19 protein-coding genes are annotated in these 23,734 nt (G+C 45.5%); 13 read left to right on the plus strand and 6 right to left on the minus strand.

Translation table 11 applies throughout. The features are described from left to right. The first annotated feature begins 1 nt into the window (after position 1). Positions 2–853: a symmetrical bis(5'-nucleosyl)-tetraphosphatase gene (locus AAX10_RS04480; protein ID WP_046699956.1), complete on the plus strand. Its 852-nt coding sequence runs from the start codon at positions 2–4 to the stop codon at positions 851–853. Between the two features lie 62 nt (positions 854–915). Here AAX10_RS04480 and rpsT read toward each other — a convergent pair whose 3' ends face one another. Continuing rightward, positions 916–1,185, minus strand: coding sequence for a 30S ribosomal protein S20 (gene rpsT, locus AAX10_RS04485; protein WP_036362486.1), 270 nt, complete (start codon positions 1,183–1,185; stop codon positions 916–918). Between the two features lie 300 nt (positions 1,186–1,485). On the opposite strand from rpsT, the gene AAX10_RS04490 reads away from it, so the two are divergent. The 8 genes from AAX10_RS04490 to AAX10_RS04525 all read left to right on the plus strand — a co-directional run bounded on the left by AAX10_RS04490 (position 1,486) and on the right by AAX10_RS04525 (position 10,050). Continuing rightward, positions 1,486–2,196: an NAD-dependent epimerase/dehydratase family protein gene (locus tag AAX10_RS04490; protein ID WP_036362491.1), complete on the plus strand. Its 711-nt coding sequence runs from the start codon at positions 1,486–1,488 to the stop codon at positions 2,194–2,196. 133 nt (positions 2,197–2,329) lie between these two features. Continuing rightward, positions 2,330–5,017 (plus strand): DNA gyrase subunit A, encoded by a 2,688-nt coding sequence (gene gyrA, locus AAX10_RS04495; RefSeq protein ID WP_036362494.1) that lies wholly within the window; start codon positions 2,330–2,332, stop codon positions 5,015–5,017. A gap of 152 nt (positions 5,018–5,169) precedes the next feature. Continuing rightward, the gene (locus tag AAX10_RS04500) at positions 5,170–5,898 is read left to right on the plus strand and encodes a DUF3800 domain-containing protein (protein WP_046699957.1); all 729 of its coding nucleotides are present in this window, start codon (positions 5,170–5,172) and stop codon (positions 5,896–5,898) included. A gap of 480 nt (positions 5,899–6,378) precedes the next feature. Continuing rightward, on the plus strand, positions 6,379–7,356 hold the full coding sequence (locus tag AAX10_RS04505; RefSeq protein ID WP_036362505.1) for a DUF1852 domain-containing protein: 978 nt from the start codon (positions 6,379–6,381) through the stop codon (positions 7,354–7,356). Positions 7,357–7,441: 85 nt separating this feature from the next. Next, a complete protein-coding gene (locus tag AAX10_RS04510; RefSeq protein WP_046699959.1) occupies positions 7,442–8,476 on the plus strand; it encodes a methionine synthase in 1,035 nt (344 codons plus the stop codon). A gap of 80 nt (positions 8,477–8,556) precedes the next feature. Next, on the plus strand, positions 8,557–9,051 hold the full coding sequence (locus AAX10_RS04515; protein ID WP_046699960.1) for a flavin reductase: 495 nt from the start codon (positions 8,557–8,559) through the stop codon (positions 9,049–9,051). A 137-nt stretch (positions 9,052–9,188) separates the two neighbouring features. After that, entirely contained in the window at positions 9,189–9,857 is a 669-nt protein-coding gene (locus tag AAX10_RS04520; protein ID WP_046699961.1) for a glutathione S-transferase, read from the plus strand. Between the two features lie 10 nt (positions 9,858–9,867). After that, on the plus strand, positions 9,868–10,050 hold the full coding sequence (locus AAX10_RS04525) for a hypothetical protein (RefSeq protein ID WP_046699962.1): 183 nt from the start codon (positions 9,868–9,870) through the stop codon (positions 10,048–10,050). 68 nt (positions 10,051–10,118) lie between these two features. On the opposite strand, the gene AAX10_RS04530 is transcribed toward AAX10_RS04525, so the two are convergent. Together AAX10_RS04530 and AAX10_RS04535 are read right to left on the minus strand one after the other, a co-directional pair. After that, complete coding sequence (locus AAX10_RS04530; protein ID WP_046699963.1) at positions 10,119–12,209, minus strand: DNA primase; 2,091 nt, start codon at positions 12,207–12,209, stop codon at positions 10,119–10,121. 97 nt (positions 12,210–12,306) lie between these two features. Next, complete coding sequence (locus tag AAX10_RS04535) at positions 12,307–13,383, minus strand: outer membrane protein assembly factor BamD (RefSeq protein WP_046699964.1); 1,077 nt, start codon at positions 13,381–13,383, stop codon at positions 12,307–12,309. A gap of 197 nt (positions 13,384–13,580) precedes the next feature. Here AAX10_RS04535 and AAX10_RS04540 point away from each other — a divergent pair, with 197 nt between their 5' ends. Both AAX10_RS04540 and pgeF read left to right on the plus strand, forming a co-directional pair. Then, on the plus strand, positions 13,581–14,624 hold the full coding sequence (locus AAX10_RS04540) for an RluA family pseudouridine synthase (protein ID WP_080947040.1): 1,044 nt from the start codon (positions 13,581–13,583) through the stop codon (positions 14,622–14,624). Then, the gene (gene pgeF / locus AAX10_RS04545; protein WP_046699965.1) at positions 14,614–15,423 is read left to right on the plus strand and encodes a peptidoglycan editing factor PgeF; all 810 of its coding nucleotides are present in this window, start codon (positions 14,614–14,616) and stop codon (positions 15,421–15,423) included. The genes AAX10_RS04540 and pgeF overlap by 11 nt, the downstream gene beginning before the upstream one ends. Positions 15,424–15,524: 101 nt before the next feature. On the opposite strand, the gene AAX10_RS04550 is transcribed toward pgeF, so the two are convergent. The 3 genes from AAX10_RS04550 to AAX10_RS04560 are packed head-to-tail and all read right to left on the minus strand — an operon-like array spanning position 15,525 to position 17,814. Next, positions 15,525–15,800 (minus strand): hypothetical protein, encoded by a 276-nt coding sequence (locus AAX10_RS04550; RefSeq protein ID WP_046699966.1) that lies wholly within the window; start codon positions 15,798–15,800, stop codon positions 15,525–15,527. Continuing rightward, positions 15,785–17,065: a TolB family protein gene (locus AAX10_RS04555; RefSeq protein WP_046699967.1), complete on the minus strand. Its 1,281-nt coding sequence runs from the start codon at positions 17,063–17,065 to the stop codon at positions 15,785–15,787. Before AAX10_RS04555 ends, AAX10_RS04550 begins: the two co-directional genes overlap by 16 nt. A gap of 11 nt (positions 17,066–17,076) precedes the next feature. Then, positions 17,077–17,814 (minus strand): cell envelope integrity TolA family protein, encoded by a 738-nt coding sequence (locus AAX10_RS04560; protein WP_046699968.1) that lies wholly within the window; start codon positions 17,812–17,814, stop codon positions 17,077–17,079. A gap of 303 nt (positions 17,815–18,117) precedes the next feature. On the opposite strand from AAX10_RS04560, the gene hrpA reads away from it, so the two are divergent. Both hrpA and AAX10_RS04570 read left to right on the plus strand, forming a co-directional pair. Then, positions 18,118–22,272, plus strand: a complete 4,155-nt coding sequence (hrpA, locus tag AAX10_RS04565; protein ID WP_046699969.1) for an ATP-dependent RNA helicase HrpA — start codon at positions 18,118–18,120, stop codon at positions 22,270–22,272. Between the two features lie 154 nt (positions 22,273–22,426). Continuing rightward, entirely contained in the window at positions 22,427–23,572 is a 1,146-nt protein-coding gene (locus AAX10_RS04570; RefSeq protein WP_046699970.1) for a beta-ketoacyl-ACP synthase III, read from the plus strand. Positions 23,573–23,734 lie beyond the last annotated feature (162 nt).

Consider the following 23,734-nt stretch of genomic DNA (forward strand, 5'->3'; position numbering starts at 1 on the left):
TATGAAAGACCAACAACTTATCAACAGAGCCTATCGCCATGAATACGTGATTGGCGATTTGCAGGGGTGTTTTTTTGCATTTAATCGTCTGCTTGAGATCTTAGATTTTGATGAGACACAAGACAAAGTCTGGCTGGCAGGTGACATTGTGGCGCGCGGTGAGGATTCTTTGGCAACCTTACGAGAGGTTAAGAGACTATCGGACATCGGTGCGCTAACCACAGTATTAGGCAATCATGATATCACGCTCGTCGCGGTGTGGCGTGGTATCATGCCGCCTAAGCCAAAGGATAAAACCTTGCCCATCTTTGCTGCGCCAGATTGTGACGAGCTGTTAAATTGGTTACGCAAACAGCCGCTGTTAGTGTTCCCTGATGACAAGACAGTGCTGGCTCATGCAGGCATCCCGCCCAATTGGTCAATTGATGATGCTGATCGCCATGCCAGAGAATTGCAAAAGGCATTAAGCGGTGATCTTGATGATCTGGACGAGCTACTGCCAAAGCTATACAGTAAGAAATCTGAAGGCTGGTCGGATGAGCTGCGCGGCGCCAAGCGGATGCGTGCGATAGCCAACTACCTCACCAGAATGCGACTGTGCGATGAGAATGGCGTCTTGGAATTTAGCTTTAAAGAAGGGCTATTAGATGAGATGCCCAAAGGATTTCGTCCTTGGTTCATGTGGGATGTGGCGCGGGAAAGACGCATTTTGTTTGGTCATTGGGCAGCATTAAAGGCGCAGATCGCCAGCGCAAACGTTCGTGCGCTAGATGGCGGCTGTGTGTGGGGTGGTGAGCTGGTGGCTTACCGTCTAAGCGATGGCGCAGTGATTCGATTTGGCGATGATGATTGAGACAGTCTCACCAAAACATAAAAGCCCTAACAGAAGTTAGGGCTTTTATTATTCACTAGCAATTAAGCGTCTTTAAGTGCTTTGATTGCTTTGTTTAGGCGACTCTTATGACGAGCAGCTTTATTCTTGTGGATGATGCCTTTGTCAGCCATACGGTCGATTACTGGAACAGCTTTCTTGTAAGCTTCAGTAGCCGATTCGTATGATTTTGCTTCGATGGCTGCATTCACGCGCTTGATGAAAGTACGCACCATAGAGCGTTGAGACGCTAAGTGTTGGCGACGTTTAGTGTTTTGACGAGCGCGTTTGCGAGCTTGTGCTGAGTTTGCCATGGTTTATCCTTGGATAAAAAATTGTTAATGTTAAATTCAAAAATGCTAAGCGAGATAATTCTGGCAGCCACCGAATTATCAATTTTGGTATTCATGACCAAAAATAGACACGTTGCCTAACATATAAAGCACCATTTTATCAAAATATCTAAAAATACTCAATAAAAATCGACACTTATCTGAGGATTGGCGTATTTTACGGTATTTTTGGGGTATTTGGCAAGCCCTTGACGTAACACAGTGAGAAATTTGAAGCAAAATTATGGTAAAATAGCCTGATTTTAGAATGTTTTTTGATTTATGAAAAGAAAAGCAATTATCATCGGTGGTTCGGGGCGTGTAGGACAGGCGTTGGTGCGCGAGCTTTCTGCATTATATGACACACTCATTATCATCACACGCACACAGCCACGAAGCATCAGTGAGAACATGCACGTGTATCATGTGAATAACTTTGATGCGTTGGAAGATACCATTGCTTCGATGCCCATCGGCGCTGATACGGATGCTTTTAGTTGTCTGGGCGCTGCCAAAAAAGACACCGCCAGCCAAGATGAATTTTATCAGGTTAATGTGCTGTTTAATATCGCCTTTGCCAAAGCTTGCCGTGATAAGGGCGTATCTCGATTCTTTTATTTGTCAAAAGCAGGTGTGGAGAGTGCAGGTAAAGACGCTGAGCTCATCGCCAAGGCGGATGTTGAGTATTATCTAAAAACCCTAAAATTCGATGATGTGACGGTGTTTAGATTGCATAAATTAAGCCCCGCCAAAGAGAAGCTTTCTTTAAAAACAGCCGGTAAGCTGAGCCTTAATCTTGCCAAAAATACCATCGGTGCCATCATACCTTTTGATAAAACGAAAATGCTTATGCCAAAACGTGTGGCGGCTGCCATGTCGCTGGCTGCTTATCGGCTGAATCTACGGAGTAAATACCGCACGAATGAAGAGAATTTTCACGTGATTTCTCATGATAAGATGTGCGCCATGACCGAAAAACAAACACATCATTAAGTGTGGTTGGTATTGCTCCCAATTTTCCATCTTAATGCCCAAAAAAGCCCTGCTAATGCGGGCTTTTTGTGTTATTTTTTATAGTTTTATGGTAAAATAGACGTTTGATTTTAAAGAGAAAAAAGGGTTCTTTATGACCGATAGCGTAACCCCCGTTGGGATTGTTGATGAATTAAAGCAGTCCTACCTTGACTATGCGATGAGCGTCATCGTCTCTCGTGCCTTGCCTGATGTGCGAGACGGCTTAAAGCCTGTTCACCGCCGTGTGATGTACGCCATGCACGAGCTGTCCAATGATTATAACAAACCCTACAAAAAATCTGCCCGTGTCGTGGGCGATGTTATTGGTAAATATCACCCCCACGGCGACACTGCCGTGTATGATGCCATTGTGCGTCTTGCCCAGCCGTTTTCTATGCGGTATATGATGGTGGACGGACAAGGTAACTTCGGTTCGGTGGACGGCGACCCGCCTGCCGCCATGCGTTATACCGAAGTGCGTATGCAAAAACTCACGCACCAAATGCTTGCCGACCTTGACAAAGACACGGTGGACTGGGAGGATAACTATGACGGCTCCGAAAAAATGCCGTCTGTGCTACCTGCCCGTGTGCCAAACCTGCTTGTCAATGGAGCAACGGGCATTGCGGTGGGTATGGCGACCAACATGGCACCGCATAACCTAACCGAAGTTGTGAACGCTTGTCTTGCCTATGCCGACAATCCACAGATTGATGGCGATGAGCTGGCAAGCCACATCAGCGGACCTGATTTCCCCACAGGTGGTATCATCTATGGGCGAAGTGGCATTTTTGACGCTTATCGCACAGGTAAGGGGCGACTGCACATTCGTGGGCGTTATGTCATTGAAAATATGGAAGGGGCAAGTAAAGACCGTGAACGCATTGTCTTTACTGAGATTCCTTATCAAGTCAATAAAGCCAAACTCATTGAGCAAATCGCCCAACTTGTCAATGACAAAAAATTAGACGGTATCACAGGCGTGCGTGATGAGTCTGACAAAGAGGGTATGCGAATCGCCATTGACCTAAGACGTGGTGAAAATGCCGAAGTGGTGGTAAATAATCTATTTTTGCAAACACCCTTAGAGTCCAGTTTTAGTATTAACATGGTTGCTCTTGACAACGGACAGCCACGCCTTATGACCTTGCATGACTTGATTGCCAGCTTTATCCGTCATCGTCAAGAAGTCGTTACACGCCGTACCATTTTTGAGCTGAATAAAGCCAAAGCTCGTGGACATTTGCTAGAGGGTTTGACCATTGCCCTTGCTAACATTGATGACATCATTGAGACCATTAAAAAGTCCGCCAACCGTGCCGAGGCTCGTGAGAACCTGCTTGGGCGTATCTGGCAGGCGGGCAATGTGGTTGTCATGCTAAAAAATGCAGGGGCAACGTCTATCCGCCCCGACATTATAGAGGGCGAGGATTTAAACGCCCCGTTTGGGCTTATCAATGACGACAAAGAATACCGCCTATCACCCGACCAAGTAAACGCCATTTTGGATATGCAGTTGCATCGCTTGACAGGTTTGGAGCAGGATAAATTGTCCAAAGAATACCAAGAGATTTTGGGCGAGATTGCACGCTTACAGATGATTTTGGCGGATTTTGATAAGCTCATGGGCGTGATTAAGGCGGAGCTTATCCAGATTCGTGATGATTTTGGCGATGAGCGTAAGACCGATATTGTGGACGCACGAGCTGATTTTAGCCGCGAAGATTTAATCCCAGAGCAGACGGTGGTCATGACCGTGTCGCATACAGGCTATGCCAAAACCCAAGCGGTGAGCGACTACCAAGCCCAAAAACGTGGCGGAAAAGGCAAATCAGCGACCGCCATGAAAGAAGATGACGTGATTGAGCATTTATTAGTTACCAGTACGCATGCCCATATTTTGTGCTTTACCAATACAGGGCGAGTGTTTGGCTTGCGTGGCTTTGAAGTGCCGATTGCGTCTCGTGGCTCAAAGGGCAGACCGCTTGTCAATCTTATCAACATTGACCCAAGCGAGAGCGTAACCGCCATTTTGCCCGTGGAGAGTCTGGCTGATGACGGTAAATTTGTGTTTTTTGCCACGGCAAGCGGTACGGTCAAGCGTGTGGCATTGTCGCAATTTGCCAATTTGCGTGCCAACGGACTAAGAGCCATTGACCTTGTGGATGGCGATACCTTGATTGGCGTGGCGATTACGGACGGTGAGCAACAGATTATGCTGTTCTCCAACGAAGGCAAAGCCATTCGATTTAAAGAATCCGCCATTCGTGCCATGGGACGTACTGCCAAGGGCGTGCGTGGTATCCGTGTCAATCTGCTCGCCAGTCTCGGCTTGGACGATGATGAGCCGACCGATGATGATACCGATGATAGTGATAATGACAGCGTAGTGTCGGTCAGTCGCGTGGTGTCGCTCGTGGTTGCCCCACAGGCAGGCGAGATTTTGACAGCGTGCGAAAACGGCTACGGCAAACGCACTCCGATTGACGACTATCCGACCAAAGGACGTGGCGGTCAAGGCGTGATTGCCATTAAGACGTCAGAGCGTAACGGTCAGCTTGTCAAAGCGGTGGCGGTAACAGGCGATGAAGACGTGATTTTAATTTCCGATAAAGGCACGCTTGTCCGCACACCTGTCGCTCAAATTGCAACCGCAGGACGTAACGCCCAAGGGGTCAAGCTCATTCGCATTGGCGAGAGCGAAACGCTGGTGGGGCTTGCCTGTGTGGAACATGAAGAGCCAAGCGATGATGACAGCGAACATGGCGAGGTGATAGAAGCGAGCCAAGATGGCGAATGATAAAAAAGGCGGATTGATGTCCGCCTTTTTGTTTGGGGGTATTATTTTTTTGACTTAACCCACCATCTTATTTTTTAGAAAAAAACAGGATAGTATTTTTTGGTATTTTGTTTTTATAATGACGACAAAATAGCAAACCGTTAAGAGATGACATGAATTTTAGTGATTATATTGTTTATGTAGATGAAAGTGGCGACCATAATTTGGATAACATCAATTCAAAATACCCTATTTTTGTTTTGGCATTTTGTATTTTTAATAAAAGATATTATAACAATCATACTGTTAAAGAGATTCAAAACCTAAAATTTAATTATTTTGGGCATGACATGATTATTTTACATGAGCGAGACATTCTAAAACGTAAGGGGGTGTTTAATCAGCCCAATGAGACACACCAAGCATTTTTAAATGATATTAGTGAATTGATGAAAAATAATAAATTTGTTGTCATCGCTTGCGTTATTCGCAAAGATGAACTGCCCAAAGCCGATACTGCGGACAATCCTTATCATTTGGCAATGTCAATGGGGCTTGAACGCTTGAATGATTTTTTGGGTGAAAAAAGACAGCAAGATAACCAAACTTTTGTGGTATTTGAGCAACGTGGATTGAATGAAGATAAATTGTTAAAAGCTGAATTTGAGCGTGTTTGCCAAGATAAATGCTATCCATTTCAACTGATTTTGGCATCAAAATATGCCAATTCATCGGGTATGCAACTGGCGGATTTAATCGCACGACCCATTGGTAACCATGTATTAAGACCTGATCAGACTAACAGAGCCTTTGATATTATTAAACATAAATTTTATTGTAAGCATGGAGCAAGCAATACAGGGCATAATTATGAAGATTTGGGATTGAGAGTTTATCCCTAAAACAAAAGCCCCAAATTTCTTTGGAGCTTTTGCCGACTAGGAATTACGCTTACGCTACCCTGTCCATGGTTATATCTTATCCTTATTTGTGCATAAGGTCAATGAAAATTGCAAAAAAATGTGCATAAAATTGTAAAAATATTTACATAAAATTAAAACGCGCGTTGAATTAGCTTCATAGGGTACGTCCCACGCACCTTTTGAATAAAAAAATCTTATTGGTGCGTATTACGCACCTTGCCACCAATAAGAAATTTAATGCGGTTTTGTGGGAACAAACACAACACCCAAAAAATCATACCTTATCACCAACCAAATTGCAATTTACCCCCACAAATCCACTCAAAAACAAACTCCCAAAACCAAAAAAATCTCAAACCTGAATTTTTTTCAACTTTTTTTAAAAATATATCATTTTTCTTTATCACAAAAATGTGGTTTAATATACACATTCCAAAAACAACCCCGCAAGGTGAAAAAATGACCACACAATTTCAATGCCGAGTGCATGCCCAGCGTTTTGATGAAAACTATGAGCCAGCCAGTAGCACTCGTTTGACCACCAACTTTGCTAACCTAGCTCGTGGCGAAAACCGCAAACAAAACCTACAAAACGCCATTAGAATGATTAACAACCGTTTTAACGATTTGGCGACTTGGGACAACCCAACCAACGACCGCTATTCGGTGCTGATTGACATTGTGTCCATTGACATTGACGTGTCAGGCAAGGGCGAATTTTTCTCAGGATTGGAGTGGCTAAAAACGTCTGTACTTGACCACAAAACAGGCAAAACCATTGATGGTATCATCGGCAACAGCTTTTCATCGTTTGTCCGTGATTATGATTTTAGCGTGCTACTTCGTGAGTACAACAAGGATAAGCCTGAATTTAGTGTGCCAGAAGGCTATGGCGATTTGCATGGCAAATTGTTCAAATTTATGGTTGCGTCCGAAGAGTACAAAGCCCAATCCAAAAAACCGCCTGTACTGTGCCTTAGTGTTGCGACCACTCGCACCTACCACAGAACGACCAATACGCACCCGATTTTGGGCGTGGAATATGTACAAAACGACTATTCATTGACCGATGAATATTTTGCCAAAATGGGCTTAAAAGTGCGTTACTTCATGCCACCAAAATCGGTTGCTCCGTATGCGTTTTATTTTGATGAAAATGCTGATTTGTTGAACGATTACACTAACTTAGAGCTCATCAGCACGATTGCGACCATGGAAGCGTTCCAGCGTATCTATCGCCCAGAGATTTATAGTGCCAACTCGGTGGCGGGGCAAGTGTACAAGGGCAGTCTAACTTATGAAGACTATGCCGTGCCGAAAGTGGATTATGACCGTGTGGAGCGTAACGATTTGGCGGTAAAACAAGGCAAACTTGCCGAAGAGCAATTTATTAAGCCGTATAAAGAGATTTTGGACGCTTGGCTTGCCGAAAAATAAAAGATGAATTTCAATCAACCGATTTAATTGTCGGTTGATTTGAATTTTTTTTGGTATAATGCAAATTTTAATTTAGGAAAACACAATGAGCAAAATTTTACTTCCCACTTCCACCGCAGGCAGTCTGCCAAAACCATCTTGGCTTGCCGAACCCGAAAAACTGTGGTCAGAATGGAAATTTGAAGGCGATGAGCTACGCCAAGCCAAGCAAGACGCCCTTTTGATATCGCTTGCCGAGCAGTCCAGAGCGGGCATTGACATTGTCAGCGACGGTGAGCAGACTCGTCAGCACTTTGTAACAACGTTTATTGAGCATTTGGACGGTGTGGATTTTAACAAGCGTGAAACCGTCCGCATTCGTAACCGCTACGATGCTAGTGTGCCTAGCGTGGTAGGCGATGTGTCTCGCCCAGAATCGGTGTTTGTGGACGATGCCAAATTTTTGCGTCAGCATACCGACAAGCTCATCAAATGGGCGTTGCCTGGCCCGATGACGATGATTGATACCTTGTATGACGGGCATTACAAGAGCCGTGAGAAGCTCGCGTGGGAATTTGCCAAAATCCTAAATGAAGAAGCAAAAGAGCTAGAAGCGGCAGGCGTGGATATTATTCAGTTTGATGAGCCTGCGTTTAATGTGTTTTTTGATGAGCTAAACGATTGGGGCGTGGCAACTTTGGAGCGTGCCATCTCCGGGTTAAAATGCCAAACAGCGGTACATATCTGCTACGGCTATGGCATTAAGGCGAACACCGATTGGAAGCAAACGCTTGGCAACGAATGGCGACAATACGAAGAGAGTTTCCCAAAACTGCGACAATCCAAAATTGACATCATCTCACTAGAATGCCAAAATTCTCGTGTGCCAATGGATTTGATTGAGCTGATTCGTGGCAAAACGGTCATGGTTGGGGCGATTGACGTGGCGACCAATGAGGTTGAAACACCTGAGCAAGTGGCGGATACGCTTCGCAAAGCCTTGCAATTTGTGGATGCCGATAAACTCTACCCAAGCACCAACTGCGGTATGGCTCCACTATCTCGTACGGTTGCTCGTGGTAAGTTGCACGCTCTTAGCGAAGGGGCGAAAATTATCCGTAACGAGTTGGCAGGTAAATAATCAGCCAAATCGAATGAATGTTGGGTTTTCTGTATGAAAATCCAACATTTGTATTTATAAAATAATTTAAGAAAATAACAATGGTATCAGTAACAGATTTTAAAGACGCAATGGCAAAACTCACCACCGCTGTTCATGTGATAACGACAGACGGTGTGGCAGGGCGACATGGTTTTACGGCATCGGCAGTATGTAGCGTGACCGACACGCCCCCGACTTTGCTTGTGTGTATGAATACAAACATCGGATTTTATGACAATTTTGTCAAAAATGGCGTGCTTATGGTCAATACCTTGACCGCCGAACAGTCACATCTATCTAATGCGTTCGCATCACGGCTAAATTCTGATGAGCGTTTTGAACACGGCACTTGGGAGAGACTTGCCACAGGTTCGCCAATGCTAACTGATGCCTTGATGAGCTTTGATTGCAAGATTAGCGAGATTAAAGAAGTTGGCACACATGGGGTCTTTATCTGTGAGATTATCGCCATTCGTCAAGGCGACAGCGATAAGGCATTGACCTATTTTAACCGTAATTATCATAAAACCGATGACGGCACGGCATTGGCATAAGATGACTGGGCGAAAAGCATAAAGCATGACGTGAGTTGTAATTTTTTTGTTTTGGTGGGCTGATAAATTTATCGCAAAAGCTAACATTTTTTAATAATCGGCATTATAATAATCCAATCTCCGCAACAGGAAATCCTATGCTAACTCTTCATCATCTCAATCAATCTCGCTCATTTCGCATCTTGTGGCTGTTGTGTGAACTAAACACCTTATACGGCACGCCCTTTAAAGTCATCAAACACAACCGTACCAAAAGCCACCTTGCTCCAAAAGAGCTAACCGACATTCACCCCATGGGCAAAGCTCCGATTTTGGTAGATGAAACTCATGGGCGGACGCTTGCCGAGTCGGGCTTTATTATTGAATATCTGCTACGATACTATGATACGGACGGCAAATTATCGCCCACCGATGAGACGTGGGAAGATTATGCGTTTTGGTTACATTTTGCTGAAAGCTCCATGATGCCACCGCTTGTCATGCGATTAATTATGTCAAAAGTCGCCACCAAATCGCCCTTATTGGTGCGTCCAATTGCCAAAAAGATTGCCGATAAGGTTGAGGGTTTGGTGATTAATGATAATGTCGCCCAAAGTTTCGGGTTGTTAAATGCTCATCTATCGGATAAAGACTGGATAGCAGATGACTTTACAGGAGCGGACGTACAGGCGTATTTTGCGGTCAAGGCATTACAAAGCCGTGGCGGACTTGGCAGTTGGGATAATTTAAAGGCGTGGCTTATCCGCTGTGAAAATCGTACTGCTTATAAGCAAGCGGTGGAGCAGGGTGGTAAAATTTTTGAATAATGGATTGATGATGAATCAGCCTAATAAACCAGAAATCATGGATAATATTGGCATTAAGATATTGGTTGCGGCGCTTTGTGCTATTAGCTTCGTGGCAGGCATGTATGCCCATAAGTCACGTCAGATTAACGCTTGTCAAGCGATCGGTGGCGAACTGACAGAGCATGGCAGTGCGGTGTTATGTCATGAGTGAGTATCAGAAGTGATGCATGATGGCGTGGTAGATTAGCCATCTTTAATAGCCATCTGATTGGGCTACTGTTATGAATTTAGGGATTTGGAGAGTAAGCTTTTTTGGTTGCTATCCCATTGTCTGAGTGCGTGTAGGCGCCGCTTATGAATCTCTGATAAGATGATGTGCTTGCTTTGTTCTTGTTGTTTTTTGAAATGATATTGTAGAACCTGGCTTAGTAGTTCATTGAAGAATAATGAAATATTCTGAGGTTCGTGCCCATCAATCTGCAAGAAGAACTCTCGCCAATGACTGACCAAGACGTCATGCAAGGCATGGTTTGGTAGGCTTGCCATGATAAAATGCGCTTGCTCATCGATGGTATGCCGATCGTTGGTCTGAATTAGTGGAGTGATTAAGCCATCTTTGCCGAGTTGAATTAGGCGAATGATGGTCTGAGTTAGCTCAAATAGCGCAGCATCACCGATCGACTGCCAAGTTGGCAATGCAGGCAGATGCAAATTATGTGCTTCAAGTTTATCTACGAAATCCACATGTACATCCACCACGCCCGAATCGGTCAAAATATCGCCCAATAAATCATGCTCCAATAAATGCGGTGCGTACAGAAAGCACAAGTACAATAAAATATTGCGATTGACACTTGCTTCGTAATCGGCCTTATCGATGATATAACGCTGACCACGCTCATCTTTTGCGCCCAGACGGCGATAGATGTCGTTATTTAGCCACCATTTAAAACTAGAGCCTTTGGGGAATTTTGCGGTGAGCTCTTTTAGGTTTGCCATGGCTGCCGCCTTGTTCTCAGGCAGGTTAACATCATAGCGTGAGCTTAACGCGTCAAACACGTATTCTGATGTACTGAGCGCACCTTCAATTTGCGCTCGCATCGCATCTGCGCCATGCGCTTTGATATAAGTATCAGGGTCATGGTTGTTGGGTAGGGTTAGAAATTTTAGCTGTTTACCATCGGGCAGTACGGGGGCAGCGACTTCCAGAGTTCGCCAAGCGGCACGCTGTCCTGCGCCATCGCCATCGAAGCACAGTGTGAGCGTGTCATTGTATTTTAGCAGATTGGCGATTTGTCCTTCATTCGCAGCAGTACCCATCGGTGCGACCGCGCCGTAGATACCCGCTTGATACAGCGCGATGACATCCATGTAGCCTTCTACCATCAGATAGTCATTGGGACGCGCCTGCCGCGATTCATACAGGCCGTACAGGATATGCTGCTTGGCGAATACGGGGGATTCTGACGAATTGATGTATTTTGGCATCTCATCGCCAAGTGCGCGACCGGCAAAACCAACCACGCGGCCTTGCTTGTCCTTAATAGGGAAAATGACGCGATCACGCAAAAGATCAAAGTCGCGACCCTTCTGAGAAGTGCGCACCAAGCCTAGTAGCTTTAGCCCCTCGATGTCCTGCGGGAAAGCCTCTTCAAGATGTTGCCAACCTGATGGCGCATAACCCAATTCAAAAGTATCAATCGTCTTTGTGCTAAGACCGCGCAAACTAAAATATGCCAGTGCTGACGGGCTGTTCTTTAGATGGTATTTATAAAATTCACAAATATGACGTAGCAGTGTATATAGATCGCCTTGCTCATTGGTGACCTCAGGTTGTGGCGATGGGTAATCCTCATAATGATCGCCATACACATCATCATAAAACACGTCTTCGCGTACGATTGCAGATTGTTCTGGGTGCTGCTGATTAAAATCAACAGTGTTGGTGTTAGACGTGATGTTTTGAGAGGGTGCAGACTGTGCTGTTTGCTTTGCCTTTGGGGTGTTTGATTTTGTGGTGTTGGGTTTTTGAATGTTGGTTTTTTTGTATTTGATGGATTTTTCAAAGGCATCGTCTTTGGGCAGCTCAATGCCTGTTTGCTCAGACAGGGCTTTTAACGCCTCGCCAAAACTCATCCGTTCTAACTCTCTTAGAAAGGTAATCGCATTGCCTTTTGAACCACAGCCAAAACAGTGATAAACATTCTTCTCAGGATCGACATAAAAAGAGGGGGTTTTTTCACCATGAAAAGGACAGCATCCCTTAAATTCGCGACCAGCAGGCTTTAGTATCGTGTGGCGACGAATCATGCCGACCAGATCGGCTTGACTGTTTAGCTGTTCAATAACGTATTCAGGAACGCGAGGCATGATTGGCTACTAATAAAAAGACGATAATCCCACAAATGTTTAATTTATGGGATTTTGGGTTAGATTGCAAGAAGTATTTGTCTATCTATGACAAATATTAACGTGGCACCTCATTGGCTTGACCCGCTTCAGCTTCTTGAGCTGGTAGACCCAACCCGATGCGTGGACGATGCGTCTTTTGGGTTGGTGTTACTTCTTCTTGCTGGCGCTGAGTGGTGACAGGCAGTGATAGGTTTCGACCTTGGCGGATGATCTGTTCGCGCGTTTCGCCTGCATAGTTGCTAGAAGCTGGCTCAAACTTATCCTTACTACGACCGAACTTACCAAAGCTTAACGTCGATAATGTGCGCTTACCCCAAGATGTCGCGCCTTGGTTTGGTAGGCGAACTTCGCCGTTGTTGGCTAGGTATTGCGGGTAGTTGATTTGTAGTAGGGTTTTGTATTGATTGGCGGTATCGGTCATGCCTAGCTTATCATAGCTATACGCCAACACAGCAACTGCCTCAGGGATAGCAGTTGATTGTGGGTAGTATTGGAATACCCATTTGGCGCGGTTGGCAGCAGCCAGATACGCTTCACGCTTAATGTACCAACGTGCTGCTGTCATCTCATGCTCAGCAAAGTCGTTATAAATCGCTGTCATGCGCTGCGCTGCATCTGGTGCGTATTGGCTGTTAGGGAAGTTATTAACCAATGTCTGAAAATCATTGAATGCCAGACGCGACCAAGAGGTATCACGCTGTGATTGATCTAGCTTGAATAGACGTGATGCCTTAGGTGAGCCACCCATGTTGGTAACGCCTTGTACATACAGTACGTAATCAAGGTGGCGACTGGTTGGATACGCGCGGATAAATTCTGCGGTGCTTTGAGTGACCGCTTCAAAATCATTAGCTTGGTACTGAGCATAGATCAGATCAAGCAGAGCGTCTTGAGAATATCGACCTGTTGGGTAGAATGTTCGTACATTCGTTAATGCGGTGATCGCCTCGCGGTAACGCTGTTTAGCAAGTGCATTTTGAGCATCGGTATAGTAGCCGCTTTCTGGTTTTTCAGCGGTGCTGACAACTTCTTCTTTTTTGCCAGTTATGCCTTTTAGGGTATTACAGCCAGTCAGGGCAACACTGCCTGCGATGACAGCCGTGATGACTTTTAGTTGTAATGATGTCTTCATATCGTCCTCGTATGATGCTTAATGCAAATGCAAACTTTTTTAATAAAAATAAACGTTCGTTAGTTTACCACAATTTTAAACCAAAAAAAGACTTATTGTATTTTTTGATGATTATGACAAGAAAAAAAAGCACAAATGTGATAAAGTGGCAAGCCATTTTATCTTCTTATTTATAAAGCAGTATCAAAAGTAACAAAATGACAACGCACAGCACCGAACAAAATATAATGCCTGACAGTCACATTGATGGCGAATTTGATGAAGAATTAAACACCTCTGCCAAAAATACCGTAAATCTCACCCATCGGGTCACGGATGATGAAGTGGGTTTTCGCCTTGATAAATTAGCATCGATGGTGTTTGAGGATTTCTCTCGGGTGCAGCTACAGGGATTTATCGAAGATGGTACGCTTACGGTTAATGGCGCAGCCCAAAAACCAAAATATCGCGTGAAGTTAAACGATGAGATTCATCTGTGTGCTGTCATCGAGAATCATTCTGAAGATCTGCCGGAGAATATTGACATCAATATCATCTATGAGGATGATGACGTTGTGGTTATTAATAAGCCAGCGGGCATGGTGGTGCATCCAGGGGCAGGCAATCGGACAGGTACCTTGGTGAATGCACTGCTTTATCACTATCCTGATAGCGCACATCTACCACGTGCAGGATTGGTGCATCGCATCGATAAAGAGACAACTGGGCTCTTGGTCGTGGCACGCACTAAGGCAGCGCAGATGAATCTGATCGAGCAACTAAAAGACAAAAGCGTGTATCGCCATTATCAGTGCATCTGTCAAGGCGTGCCTAGCGATATCTTGAGGCATTCGGTGATTGATCTGCCCATCGCACGCCATCCGACTCAGCGCACCAAGATGGCGGTGCGTGATGGTGGTAGAAATGCCGTAACTTACATCATGAAAGCCACTCCCATCCATGAACGTTATAGTCTGCTTGATGTACGCCTTGAGACAGGGCGTACGCATCAGATTCGTGTGCATCTGTCGCATTTGGGCTTTGCGCTGGTGGGAGATCCTGTGTATGGTGCGCCCATCAAGTCTGGTTTGGATAGGATTCATCTAGAAGCCTTAAAATCTTTTAATCGTCAGGCTTTGCATGCTTATAAATTGGGTTTCATTCACCCAGTAACGAGCGAACAGATGGCATTTCATGCGCCGCTACCTGATGACATGCAGGCACTGATTGATGTGATTAGTGAGGATTGGGATGGGCGATAAATTAATGATTCTACATCGCACGACGCGCGTATTAGTTGCTCAGACGACGGCGGGCGATTTTAATAAATTTGGATGTGACCTATATGGGCAATTCAATGTGGGATTGCACGTTGGCGACAGCCATATCAACGCCCTGCAAAACCGTGCGAAATTATTAAAAATGCTAAACGAGCTTGGTCAGGTGAATGCCATTCACTGGCTTGATCAGGTGCATAGTGACAACGTTGTGGATATTGATCAGTCATCATCTATGAATGCACATACGGCAGATGCGCTCATAACGAAGTGCAGAGGGCAGGCGCTTGCTATTATGACGGCCGACTGTGTGCCTGTGGCGATCTTTGATGATGCGAATGCTGATGCGAGTGTTGCATGTATCCATGCAGGTTGGCAGGGACTTACCAATGGCATCATTGCCAAGGCCTTATCAAAAATTCGTGCATCGAATACATCTACCAGCCATCATGCGGTCATCGGTGCGCACATCAGTCAGTCTGCTTATGAGATCACCAGAGAGCTGGCTGATAAGATTGTTAATTTGGTGTGTGCCAGTGATTTGGTGGGTATGAATGCCGATGAGCTGTATCAAGCCATCATTGCAGACAGTCAAGATAATGATAAATGCCTGATAAATCTAGATAAATTAACCAGATTACAACTAGAAAATCTCGGCGTGCAGGTCGTGAATGAATCATCGCTGTGTACTTACACAGACCCAAGGTTTTATTCTTATCGTGCGCAAACACACGCTAACAAGAGCGCAACTGGCCGTATGGCGACTATCGTTGTCAAGTTATGATTGGTGTATTGATATTGTAACAACAAAGCAATGCCAATTCATACACCGATGCTGACAATCCAAACATCGACACCTAAGAGCAATCGTTTGTCTCTATATGTCTAAAACCAACTTTCTAACAGATAGAACCCTTGTGAATCCGCGACCTTCTTGGTGGCGGATTTGTTCTTTATGGGGGAGTTGGTTGGGGTGAGTATGATGGGGCTGTCTGTTTTGGTAGGTGTGTTGGCATTAAGCGCAGCCTTTTGGGCAGCGTTCGGTGTCAATGTGATGGGCAGAGGACTTCTGGCCACCTGAATGTGCTGGCAGCCCGATAGTGTCACAATGCCCATCAATGATAAAGTTAAAATGCGCTTAGACATCATCGTGCTGACCATGTTGGATCTTTGATGATGCCTGTGGTAGGTAGGATGATTTCACGCCCTGTATTTAGCTGCTTGATGATGAGCTTGCTGTCGTTGCCTATATGAGTACTATAGACGATGCTTGTGCCATTAGGTGAGAAGCTTGCCATGCCTTCGGTGCCGATTTTTGCGATGGTTTTTGGGTTGGTGCCGTTAACATTTGCAACGATCAGATTGCTGCCTTGAGTGTAGGCTAGGCGTGTGCCATCATGGCTGACTCTAGGGCTGCCGCCTGCAGTGATGCGAATTGGGGTGTTGTTATTTAGGCGGTAGATGCTTTGGCTGCGAGTGCCATTATCAGCGGTGAAGATGATTTGACCGTTAGGCAGATACGATGGCGAATTCTCGGCACCGTCTAGCTGAGTGATGGTGCTGAGTCGATTGGCAAGCAAGTCAAGTCGATAAATATTCGGGTTGTTGTTATCATGGCTGCCTGAGAATAGCAGAGCGTTGCCATCTGCTGAAAAGGCTGGCGAGAGATTACTGCCCTTAAATGGCGTGACGAGTGTTTTTTGATCGCTGCTTAACTCTTGAATATAGATAAGCGGTAGTTCATCTTGGCGCAGTATGGTGTAGGCAAGCTTAGTGCCATCTGGTGAGAATGCGGGTGTTAATATGGATCCATTGACATTTTCGATGTTCTTAACGTTCTGCGTGGCGACATCCATGACTTTAAGCGTAGAGGTTTTTTGATTGGCCTTGCCGGTCTCTTCGACATAAGCAATCTTACCAACTAAGTCATTCGTCGTACCTGTGATGGCAGCATAGATCTTATTACTAATAGCTACCGCGGCGGCTTGTAGTTCTTGACTGCTGGTACCAAAGATGTGTGTTTGCCGCGCGCCGATGAGCTTGGCGGCGCCGAGATCGACAATATCAAAATTGGTTGCAGTCTTGTCGCCTAGGATGGTATGGCTGCTACCGATAACCACATATCGATATCCGGTGTTGCGCCATGCATGAATGTTATTGATGACATCTTCGGCGTTCTGCGGATGGTTGGGTAGGTTGTTGTCGCTGCTTTTTAATTCGGTGTTATTAAGATGTGTTAATGTCAAGTCGCTTAGGGTTTGATTGCCCAGAAATGGCACGATTGCCACTTGGTTTGGGTTTGTGTTGCCTGCCTTTGTGACTTTTAGTGCCAGATCTTCAGCATGTGCAGCTGGTGTGACTGACATGGCTAAGGCTACTGATAGGGATATCGAGCTTAGTGATCGTGAGATGAATTTTGTGTGCATATAATATCCTATTATTGAGTGCTGTTGAATTCAATGATCAGGGAATTTTTAAGTCCTGCCATCTCGCTAATTGGTGAGCTGTCATAGATGGCCGCCGTAGCACTCGAGGCAAGCTCCTGATCGCCATTGCCAACACGAACGCCCGTGACATTACCTGCATCATCAAGCTGTATCGTGACCATGAGTTTCTTACCGCCTGTGTCATTATATTTTTCCCATGCCATGATGATGCGCGCTGTGGCAGCACTTGCGGCTTGTTTTAGGTCGGCGCTGGGCGTGGTCTTCTGCGTAGTGCTTTCTTGGACAGTTGGTGTATCGATGGATGCCGATCCTTGTGTATCATAAGTCATTATGGCTTCATCAATGGGCGGATGCTCGATGTGTTCATACTCATATACAGGCGGATGGCTTGGCTGCTGAACGTCTCGGATGGGTTGCCATTTCGGCTTGCTGGGTGTGCTTGATCTGAATATCGGTTGAAATTCTGCTTGGTCGCCTACATTATGATGAATGGATTTTTGAATGACTGTGCTACTTACCGAACGAATGCGCTTGGCATCTGCTTGGGATAGAATTTGAGCTTCTAGAACATTGACCTTAGGCGGCTGGACAGGCTTTACCGACAGCATCGCCAAGATTGCAAGCAAATGCACCAATATCGTCACTAAGATGGCAATTAAAATGGTGGATTTTGTGAGTCTTGCAGGCTGAATATTGACTGGCTGTTGATCGGAAGTAGCGCTACTCATGGGGCTCACAGATGGGCTAAAACTTGGATCATTTTATCATAGTTTTGGGTGCTTGCCTATTTGTGGATATTATCGACTGCATTCACTAAGAACAAAATTGCGCCCTTGCCAAAAGTCCATTACAATATTACCAAATCTGATAAAGGTTGCCTGTCAATTGATTTGTATGTTGATATGGGTAGCTTTGAAATATTATAAATCAACATCTCGGTCAATGATAAATGAGCCAAACATCAATATTATATAATCTAAACAGAAGCTAAATTTTAACTTAAATACATCACCAAATAATATAGAACAACGATGAATAATTTACCCATATTAGCCAAAGATCAATACTATCTAAGCAGACTTGCCAGAGAAATAAAGCACGCCCACGCCGAAGACAAAACAAAAAAACAAGCACGGTTCGATGAGATCGCACAGCGCTCACGCAAGATCGTGCAGGCGCGCATCGATAATATTCCTGCCAATCTGACCGAGCTTTTGAATCAAGATCTGCCGGTAACCAAAGAGGCGGATACACTCATTCAAGCCATTAAAGATCACCAAGTCATCATCGTCGCAGGCGAGACAGGTTCGGGCAAGACAACTCAGCTGCCCAAACTTGCCATGCTGGCTGGTCGCGGCATCACAGGGCAAATCGGACATACGCAGCCAAGACGTCTGGCGGCGCGCTCGGTGGCAGGGCGTATCAGTGAGGAGCTGGGCGAGAGTCTGGGCAAGACAGTGAGCTTTAAGGTGAGGTTCACCGAAGAGGGCGGTCAGCACAGCATCGTTAAGCTGATGACGGATGGTATTTTGCTCGCTGAGCTTGGCTCAGACAGGTTCCTAACGCGTTATGATACCATCATCATCGATGAGGCACATGAACGCAGTCTTAACATCGATTTTATTTTGGGTTATCTAAAGAGTCTGCTGCCAAAGCGCCCAGACCTAAAAGTCATCATCACGTCTGCCACGCTAGATACGCAGCGATTTGCTGATTATTTTGCCAAGGATGGCAAGCCTGCGCCTGTATTTAGCGTCGAAGGGCGCAGTTACCCTGTGGAGGTGCGTTATCGTCCTTTGACCGATCAGATCATAGCCAGCCATGACGACGACGCCTTTGATGAGGCTGAGGATAATCTGCCCAGAGCTTTGACAGCTGCAGTGGCTGAATGCTTAGATGATGCTGCCAAAAAAGGTCATCCGCATCAGGCGGATATCCTAATTTTTGCCAGTACAGAAGCCCAGATTCGAGAGCTTCAAGACATCTTGACCACGTATGCGCCACTGCACACCGAAGTATTGCCGCTCTTTGCTCGTCAGAGTTTTGCTGAGCAACAGAGAATCTTTGCGCCATCGGGCAAGGGTCGGCGCATCATTATTGCCACCAACGTCGCAGAGACTGCCTTGACTGTGCCGAACATTCGCTACGTCATTGATTTGGGTTTTGCGCGTATCAGCCGTTATAACTACCGTTCACGTATCCAAAGACTGCCCATTGAAGCCATTAGTCAAGCAGCGGCCAATCAGCGCAAAGGTCGCTGCGGTCGTATCGGTGATGGTGTGTGCATCCGCTTGTATTCTGAAGAGGATTTTAATGCGCGCCCTGAGTTTACTGAGCCTGAGATTCTACGCACCAATTTGGCAAGTGTGATTTTGCAGATGGCGCGGTTGAACTTGGGCGATGTGGCTGAATTTGATTTCATTACCCCACCAGATTTTCGTTTGGTGAATGATGGCAAGAAGCTACTGCTTGAACTCGGGGCGATCCATGATGCGCCAACCAAAACCGCCATCAAAAAACGCAAAAATACCCCAAGTAGTCTAACCAAAATCGGTCAGCTGATGGCGAAGATGCCGATCGATCCGCGCCTTGCTAGAATGCTAGTCGCAGGTGATCATTTTGACTGCTTGGTGGACATGCTTATCATCGTATCTGCGCTGGCAGTACAGGACGTGCGTGAGCGCCCGCTGAATAAACAAGCCCAAGCCGACCAAAAACATGCCTTATTCCGCCGTGATAATTCTGACTTTTTGTTTTATTTAGAGCTGTATCAGGCGTTGTTTGGATTGCATGAGACTAATGATAACCAGCTGCTTAGTAGCAATGCAAGGCGAAATTTTGCCAAAAAGCATTATCTTAGCTTTACACGCATCCGTGAATGGCAAAAAACCCATGAACAGCTATCTGCGATGATGGCAGAATTGGGCTTTGAAATCAAAAAGCCCGCAGATCAAGATTCTAAAGATACACCAAAAATCGACACAAAAAAAGGCACACGTCTATCATTAAATAAAAGAGGCATCAAAAAGACCAAGGGTGTCAGCCTAAATGCGCTAAAATCTATCAGTGCCAATGGTGTGCCTGATAAAGCCGCGATTCAATACGCCAATATCCACCGCGCATTATTAACCGCGCTTTTGTCCTTTGTGGCGCATAAGACTGACAAGCTGGGTGAATATCTCATGGCGCGCAGCCAAAAGGCGCGAATCTTTCCTGCCAGCACCCTGCACAAAAAAGGCGTCGATTGGCTCATGGCGTTCGAGGTGGTGGAGACCTCTCAGGTGTACATGCGCTGCAATGCCAAGATTGAACCTGAGTGGATTGTCTCAGCGGCGGCAGATCTTTTAAAATACCATTACTTTGAACCGCATTGGTCAAAAAAGACAGGGCGGGTGCGTGCCTATATGCAGATCAGCTTGTTTGGGCTGATTGTTGTTGCCAAAGAGCTGACCAACTACGAGCCTGTGGACATTGAGCACGCCAGAGAGATCTTTATCCGAGATGCGTTGGTGGGGGATAATTATGGTTTTAATGCCAAATTCCTAACGCATAACACCGCCAAAATCAAAGACGTGGAGCGCATCGAAGACAAGCTTCGTCGCCGAGATCTGTTGGTGGATGAAGAGCGGCTTTATCAATTTTATCATCAGCAAATCCCTAACCATATCGCCAGTCGTAAGGCGTTTGAAGAATTTTATCATGAAAAAGCGAGCGACAATCCTAACTTCTTGTTCTTTGAAGATGATGATGTGCTCAATGAAAACATCAACGCCAATCAGGACTTTCCTGAGACATGGCAGCTGGGCGGGGTTAAGTTACCTCTGTCTTATGTCTTTGACCCAAGTTCAGACGATGATGGCGTGACTGTGCGCGTGCCGATCAAGGCGTTATCTCAGATTGACCCGGTGGCGCTCCTGTGGGGGGTTGCAGGTTGGCGCTATGAATTGGTGCTTCAGCTATTAAAAACGTTGCCCAAAGAGCTGCGCCGTCAAATCGTTCCAATCCCAGATACAACGGACAAGATTTTTGATAGATTAAATGCCGATAGCGGCGTAGGGCTACTAAATCAGCTGTCTGATAACCTACTGCGTCTAGGCGTGCGTGTCAGCCCCGATGATTTTGATCTTACCAAAGTAGATAACTATCTAAGACCGCTCATCTGCGTGGTGGATGATAAGAATCACATCATTGAAAAAAGCCGAGACTTAGAGCGATTAAAAGCGCGCCACACCACGACCATTCGCCAAGAAGTGATGGTCGAAGAAGGCTTGCACCATGCATTCCCTGAGCATTTTAATTTTGTGCGTAATAAACACACTTCTGGTGTGGTCATGCAAGAATTCTCTGCATTAAAGGCGGACAAGGTGGGCACGGCGGTGTCGATTGTCCAATTTACCGAACTAAAATCCGCCCTTAGCACGCATAAGCAGGGCGTGCTGGCGCTCATCAAATCAAAGCTTAGTGCCAAACAAAGGCAGCTCACCAGTCAGGTGGATAAGACATTTAAATTGGCGTTCGCACCACTTGGCGACCTTGAGAAGCTAAAAGCCATCGTTGTTGATGCAACATTGCAGGCGTGTTTTTATGATCATGCGCCAAGATTCATCGACAGCTCCAGCGAGGATGCTCGTCAGCACATTGGTGCGCTTATTGATGATGAAACGTCTTGGTTGGTTGAGCATTTGCCTTTTGATGCTGATGAGTTTAACGTGACCCAAGATAAGATTTTGAGTGAATTTCTCTTAACGGGTCAAGGCGTCCTAAAAATTCTAAAAGATATCTACACCGCTTGGCAGACGGCGCGCGGTAAGCTGCTCATGCTAGATAATGAGATTTTTGGTGAGAGCATTGAGGATGTCGAGGATCAATTGGACGATTTGGCGTTGTCTGACTTTGTATATCGCACGGATGTCATGCGCTGGCGAGAATATCCGCGTTATCTGCAGGCACTAAACACCCGATTGGACCGCTTGACTCACAACTTAGATGCTGATCTTGATGGGGTGTATCTGCTTGATGTACACATGGAGCGACTCGCCAATCGTGTGCATGATCCTAAGATCGCCGAATATCGCTGGCTCATTGAAGAATATCGCATCAATCTATTCGCTCAGCCCATGAAGACAAAATCGCCTGTATCCACTAAGCGGCTTGAGAAACTGTGGGCAAACTTAAACACAAAATAAGTCGTTTATAGCCATTTAAAAAACCCTTAAATTAGTGAAAAAATGTTCACTAATTTAAGGGAAGTTGTGATAAAATTTTACAACTGGTTACATCTTTTGTGATAAACTAAAGACAGTTTATTATATTAATAGTGAATAATACTAAGGATCATTTATGCCAATTTATCTTACCGCAACAGGGCTGCACACCCCAAAAGACAAAATCACCAACGAAGAGCTCGTGGCGAGTTTTAACACCTATGTGGATAATTATAACCGTGATAATGCTGCTGCGATCGAAGCAGGCGAGAAGGTCGCGTTGCAGCATTCTACCGCTGAATTCATCGAAAAAGCATCAGGCATTAAGTCTCGCTATGTCATCGACAAAAAAGGCATCCTAGATCCTGAAATCATGGCGCCAGTTTTCCCTGCGCGCAAGTTGGGCGAAGAGCTGTCCATCATGGCGGAGATGGGTGTTGATGCACTCCAAAAAGCCCTAGATACTGCAGGACTTAAAGGCGAAGACTTAGATGGCATCATCTGCGCCTGTTCTAACTTTCAGCGCGTGTATCCAGCCATCGCCATCGAGATTCAAAACGCCATCGGCATGAAGGGTGGCTTTGCCTTTGACACCAATGTGGCGTGTAGTGCGGCGACTTTTGGTATTGCTCAGGCTGCTGGCATGATTAAGGCGGGTTTTGGCAAGCGTGTGGCGGTGGTGAACATTGAGATTACCTCAGCTCATCTAAATTGGCGTAATCGTGACAGCCATTTCATCTTTGGTGACATCGCGGCAGCCACCATCGTCGAAGAGCTAGGCACACCAAAAGGCTATGAAGTACTCGACTGCAAGCTCTACACTCAGTTCTCAGCCAATATCAAAAACGAATACGGATTCATGGACAGAAGTGAATATCTGGCAGCAGGTCAAGACATTCATGCTGACATTAAAGAGCCTGTGACAGATAAGCTATTCTTACAAGAAGGACGTAAAGTATTCCGCGAGGTCTGCCCAAAAGTATCTGAAATCATCAGCACCCATTTGGCAGAAAATAACATTGATAATCAGCAAGTTAAGCGCCTATGGCTGCATCAGGCCAATATCAACATGATCGATCTAATCCTGCGTACTGTGATGGGTAAAGAGGCGGATAAAGCCATTGCGCCGATCGCCATTACCGAATATGGCAATACCAGTTCGGCAAGCCCAATGATCGCTTTCCATGAGCATCAAGATGGCATTGAAAGTGGCGATCTTGGGGTGATTTGCTCATTTGGCGCAGGTTATTCGATCGGTTCTGTCATCGTTAAGAAAGTTTAATCATTGAAAAACACCTCAACTGGCTTGAGGTGTTTTTTTGTTCTTTATAATTTATTTAACATAATACATATGGTAGACGCCAAAGACTAAAAAAAATAAAATCGTACCTTTAGGTCAGAACTTTACTAAGTTTAACCGCAAGCCTTATGGTGAATTTGGATG

The organism is Moraxella bovoculi (assembly GCF_000988745.2).
GTDB lineage: Bacteria > Pseudomonadota > Gammaproteobacteria > Pseudomonadales > Moraxellaceae > Moraxella > Moraxella bovoculi.

Coding starts and splice junctions, on each gene's coding strand:
- AAX10_RS04530 (WP_046699963.1), bottom strand. CDS start 12,209: ATGCCTCGCGTTCCTGAATACGTTATTGAACAGCTAAACAGTCAAGCC.
- pgeF (WP_046699965.1), top strand. CDS start 14,614: ATGGGCGATAAATTAATGATTCTACATCGCACGACGCGCGTATTAGTT.
- AAX10_RS04505 (WP_036362505.1), top strand. CDS start 6,379: ATGACCACACAATTTCAATGCCGAGTGCATGCCCAGCGTTTTGATGAA.
- AAX10_RS04500 (WP_046699957.1), top strand. CDS start 5,170: ATGAATTTTAGTGATTATATTGTTTATGTAGATGAAAGTGGCGACCAT.
- AAX10_RS04555 (WP_046699967.1), bottom strand. CDS start 17,065: ATGCACACAAAATTCATCTCACGATCACTAAGCTCGATATCCCTATCA.
- AAX10_RS04510 (WP_046699959.1), top strand. CDS start 7,442: ATGAGCAAAATTTTACTTCCCACTTCCACCGCAGGCAGTCTGCCAAAA.
- hrpA (WP_046699969.1), top strand. CDS start 18,118: ATGAATAATTTACCCATATTAGCCAAAGATCAATACTATCTAAGCAGA.
- AAX10_RS04540 (WP_080947040.1), top strand. CDS start 13,581: ATGACAACGCACAGCACCGAACAAAATATAATGCCTGACAGTCACATT.
- AAX10_RS04480 (WP_046699956.1), top strand. CDS start 2: ATGAAAGACCAACAACTTATCAACAGAGCCTATCGCCATGAATACGTG.
- AAX10_RS04535 (WP_046699964.1), bottom strand. CDS start 13,383: ATGAAGACATCATTACAACTAAAAGTCATCACGGCTGTCATCGCAGGC.
- gyrA (WP_036362494.1), top strand. CDS start 2,330: ATGACCGATAGCGTAACCCCCGTTGGGATTGTTGATGAATTAAAGCAG.
- AAX10_RS04570 (WP_046699970.1), top strand. CDS start 22,427: ATGCCAATTTATCTTACCGCAACAGGGCTGCACACCCCAAAAGACAAA.
- AAX10_RS04490 (WP_036362491.1), top strand. CDS start 1,486: ATGAAAAGAAAAGCAATTATCATCGGTGGTTCGGGGCGTGTAGGACAG.
- AAX10_RS04525 (WP_046699962.1), top strand. CDS start 9,868: ATGAATCAGCCTAATAAACCAGAAATCATGGATAATATTGGCATTAAG.
- AAX10_RS04515 (WP_046699960.1), top strand. CDS start 8,557: ATGGTATCAGTAACAGATTTTAAAGACGCAATGGCAAAACTCACCACC.
- AAX10_RS04550 (WP_046699966.1), bottom strand. CDS start 15,800: ATGGTCAGCACGATGATGTCTAAGCGCATTTTAACTTTATCATTGATG.
- rpsT (WP_036362486.1), bottom strand. CDS start 1,185: ATGGCAAACTCAGCACAAGCTCGCAAACGCGCTCGTCAAAACACTAAA.
- AAX10_RS04520 (WP_046699961.1), top strand. CDS start 9,189: ATGCTAACTCTTCATCATCTCAATCAATCTCGCTCATTTCGCATCTTG.
- AAX10_RS04560 (WP_046699968.1), bottom strand. CDS start 17,814: ATGAGTAGCGCTACTTCCGATCAACAGCCAGTCAATATTCAGCCTGCA.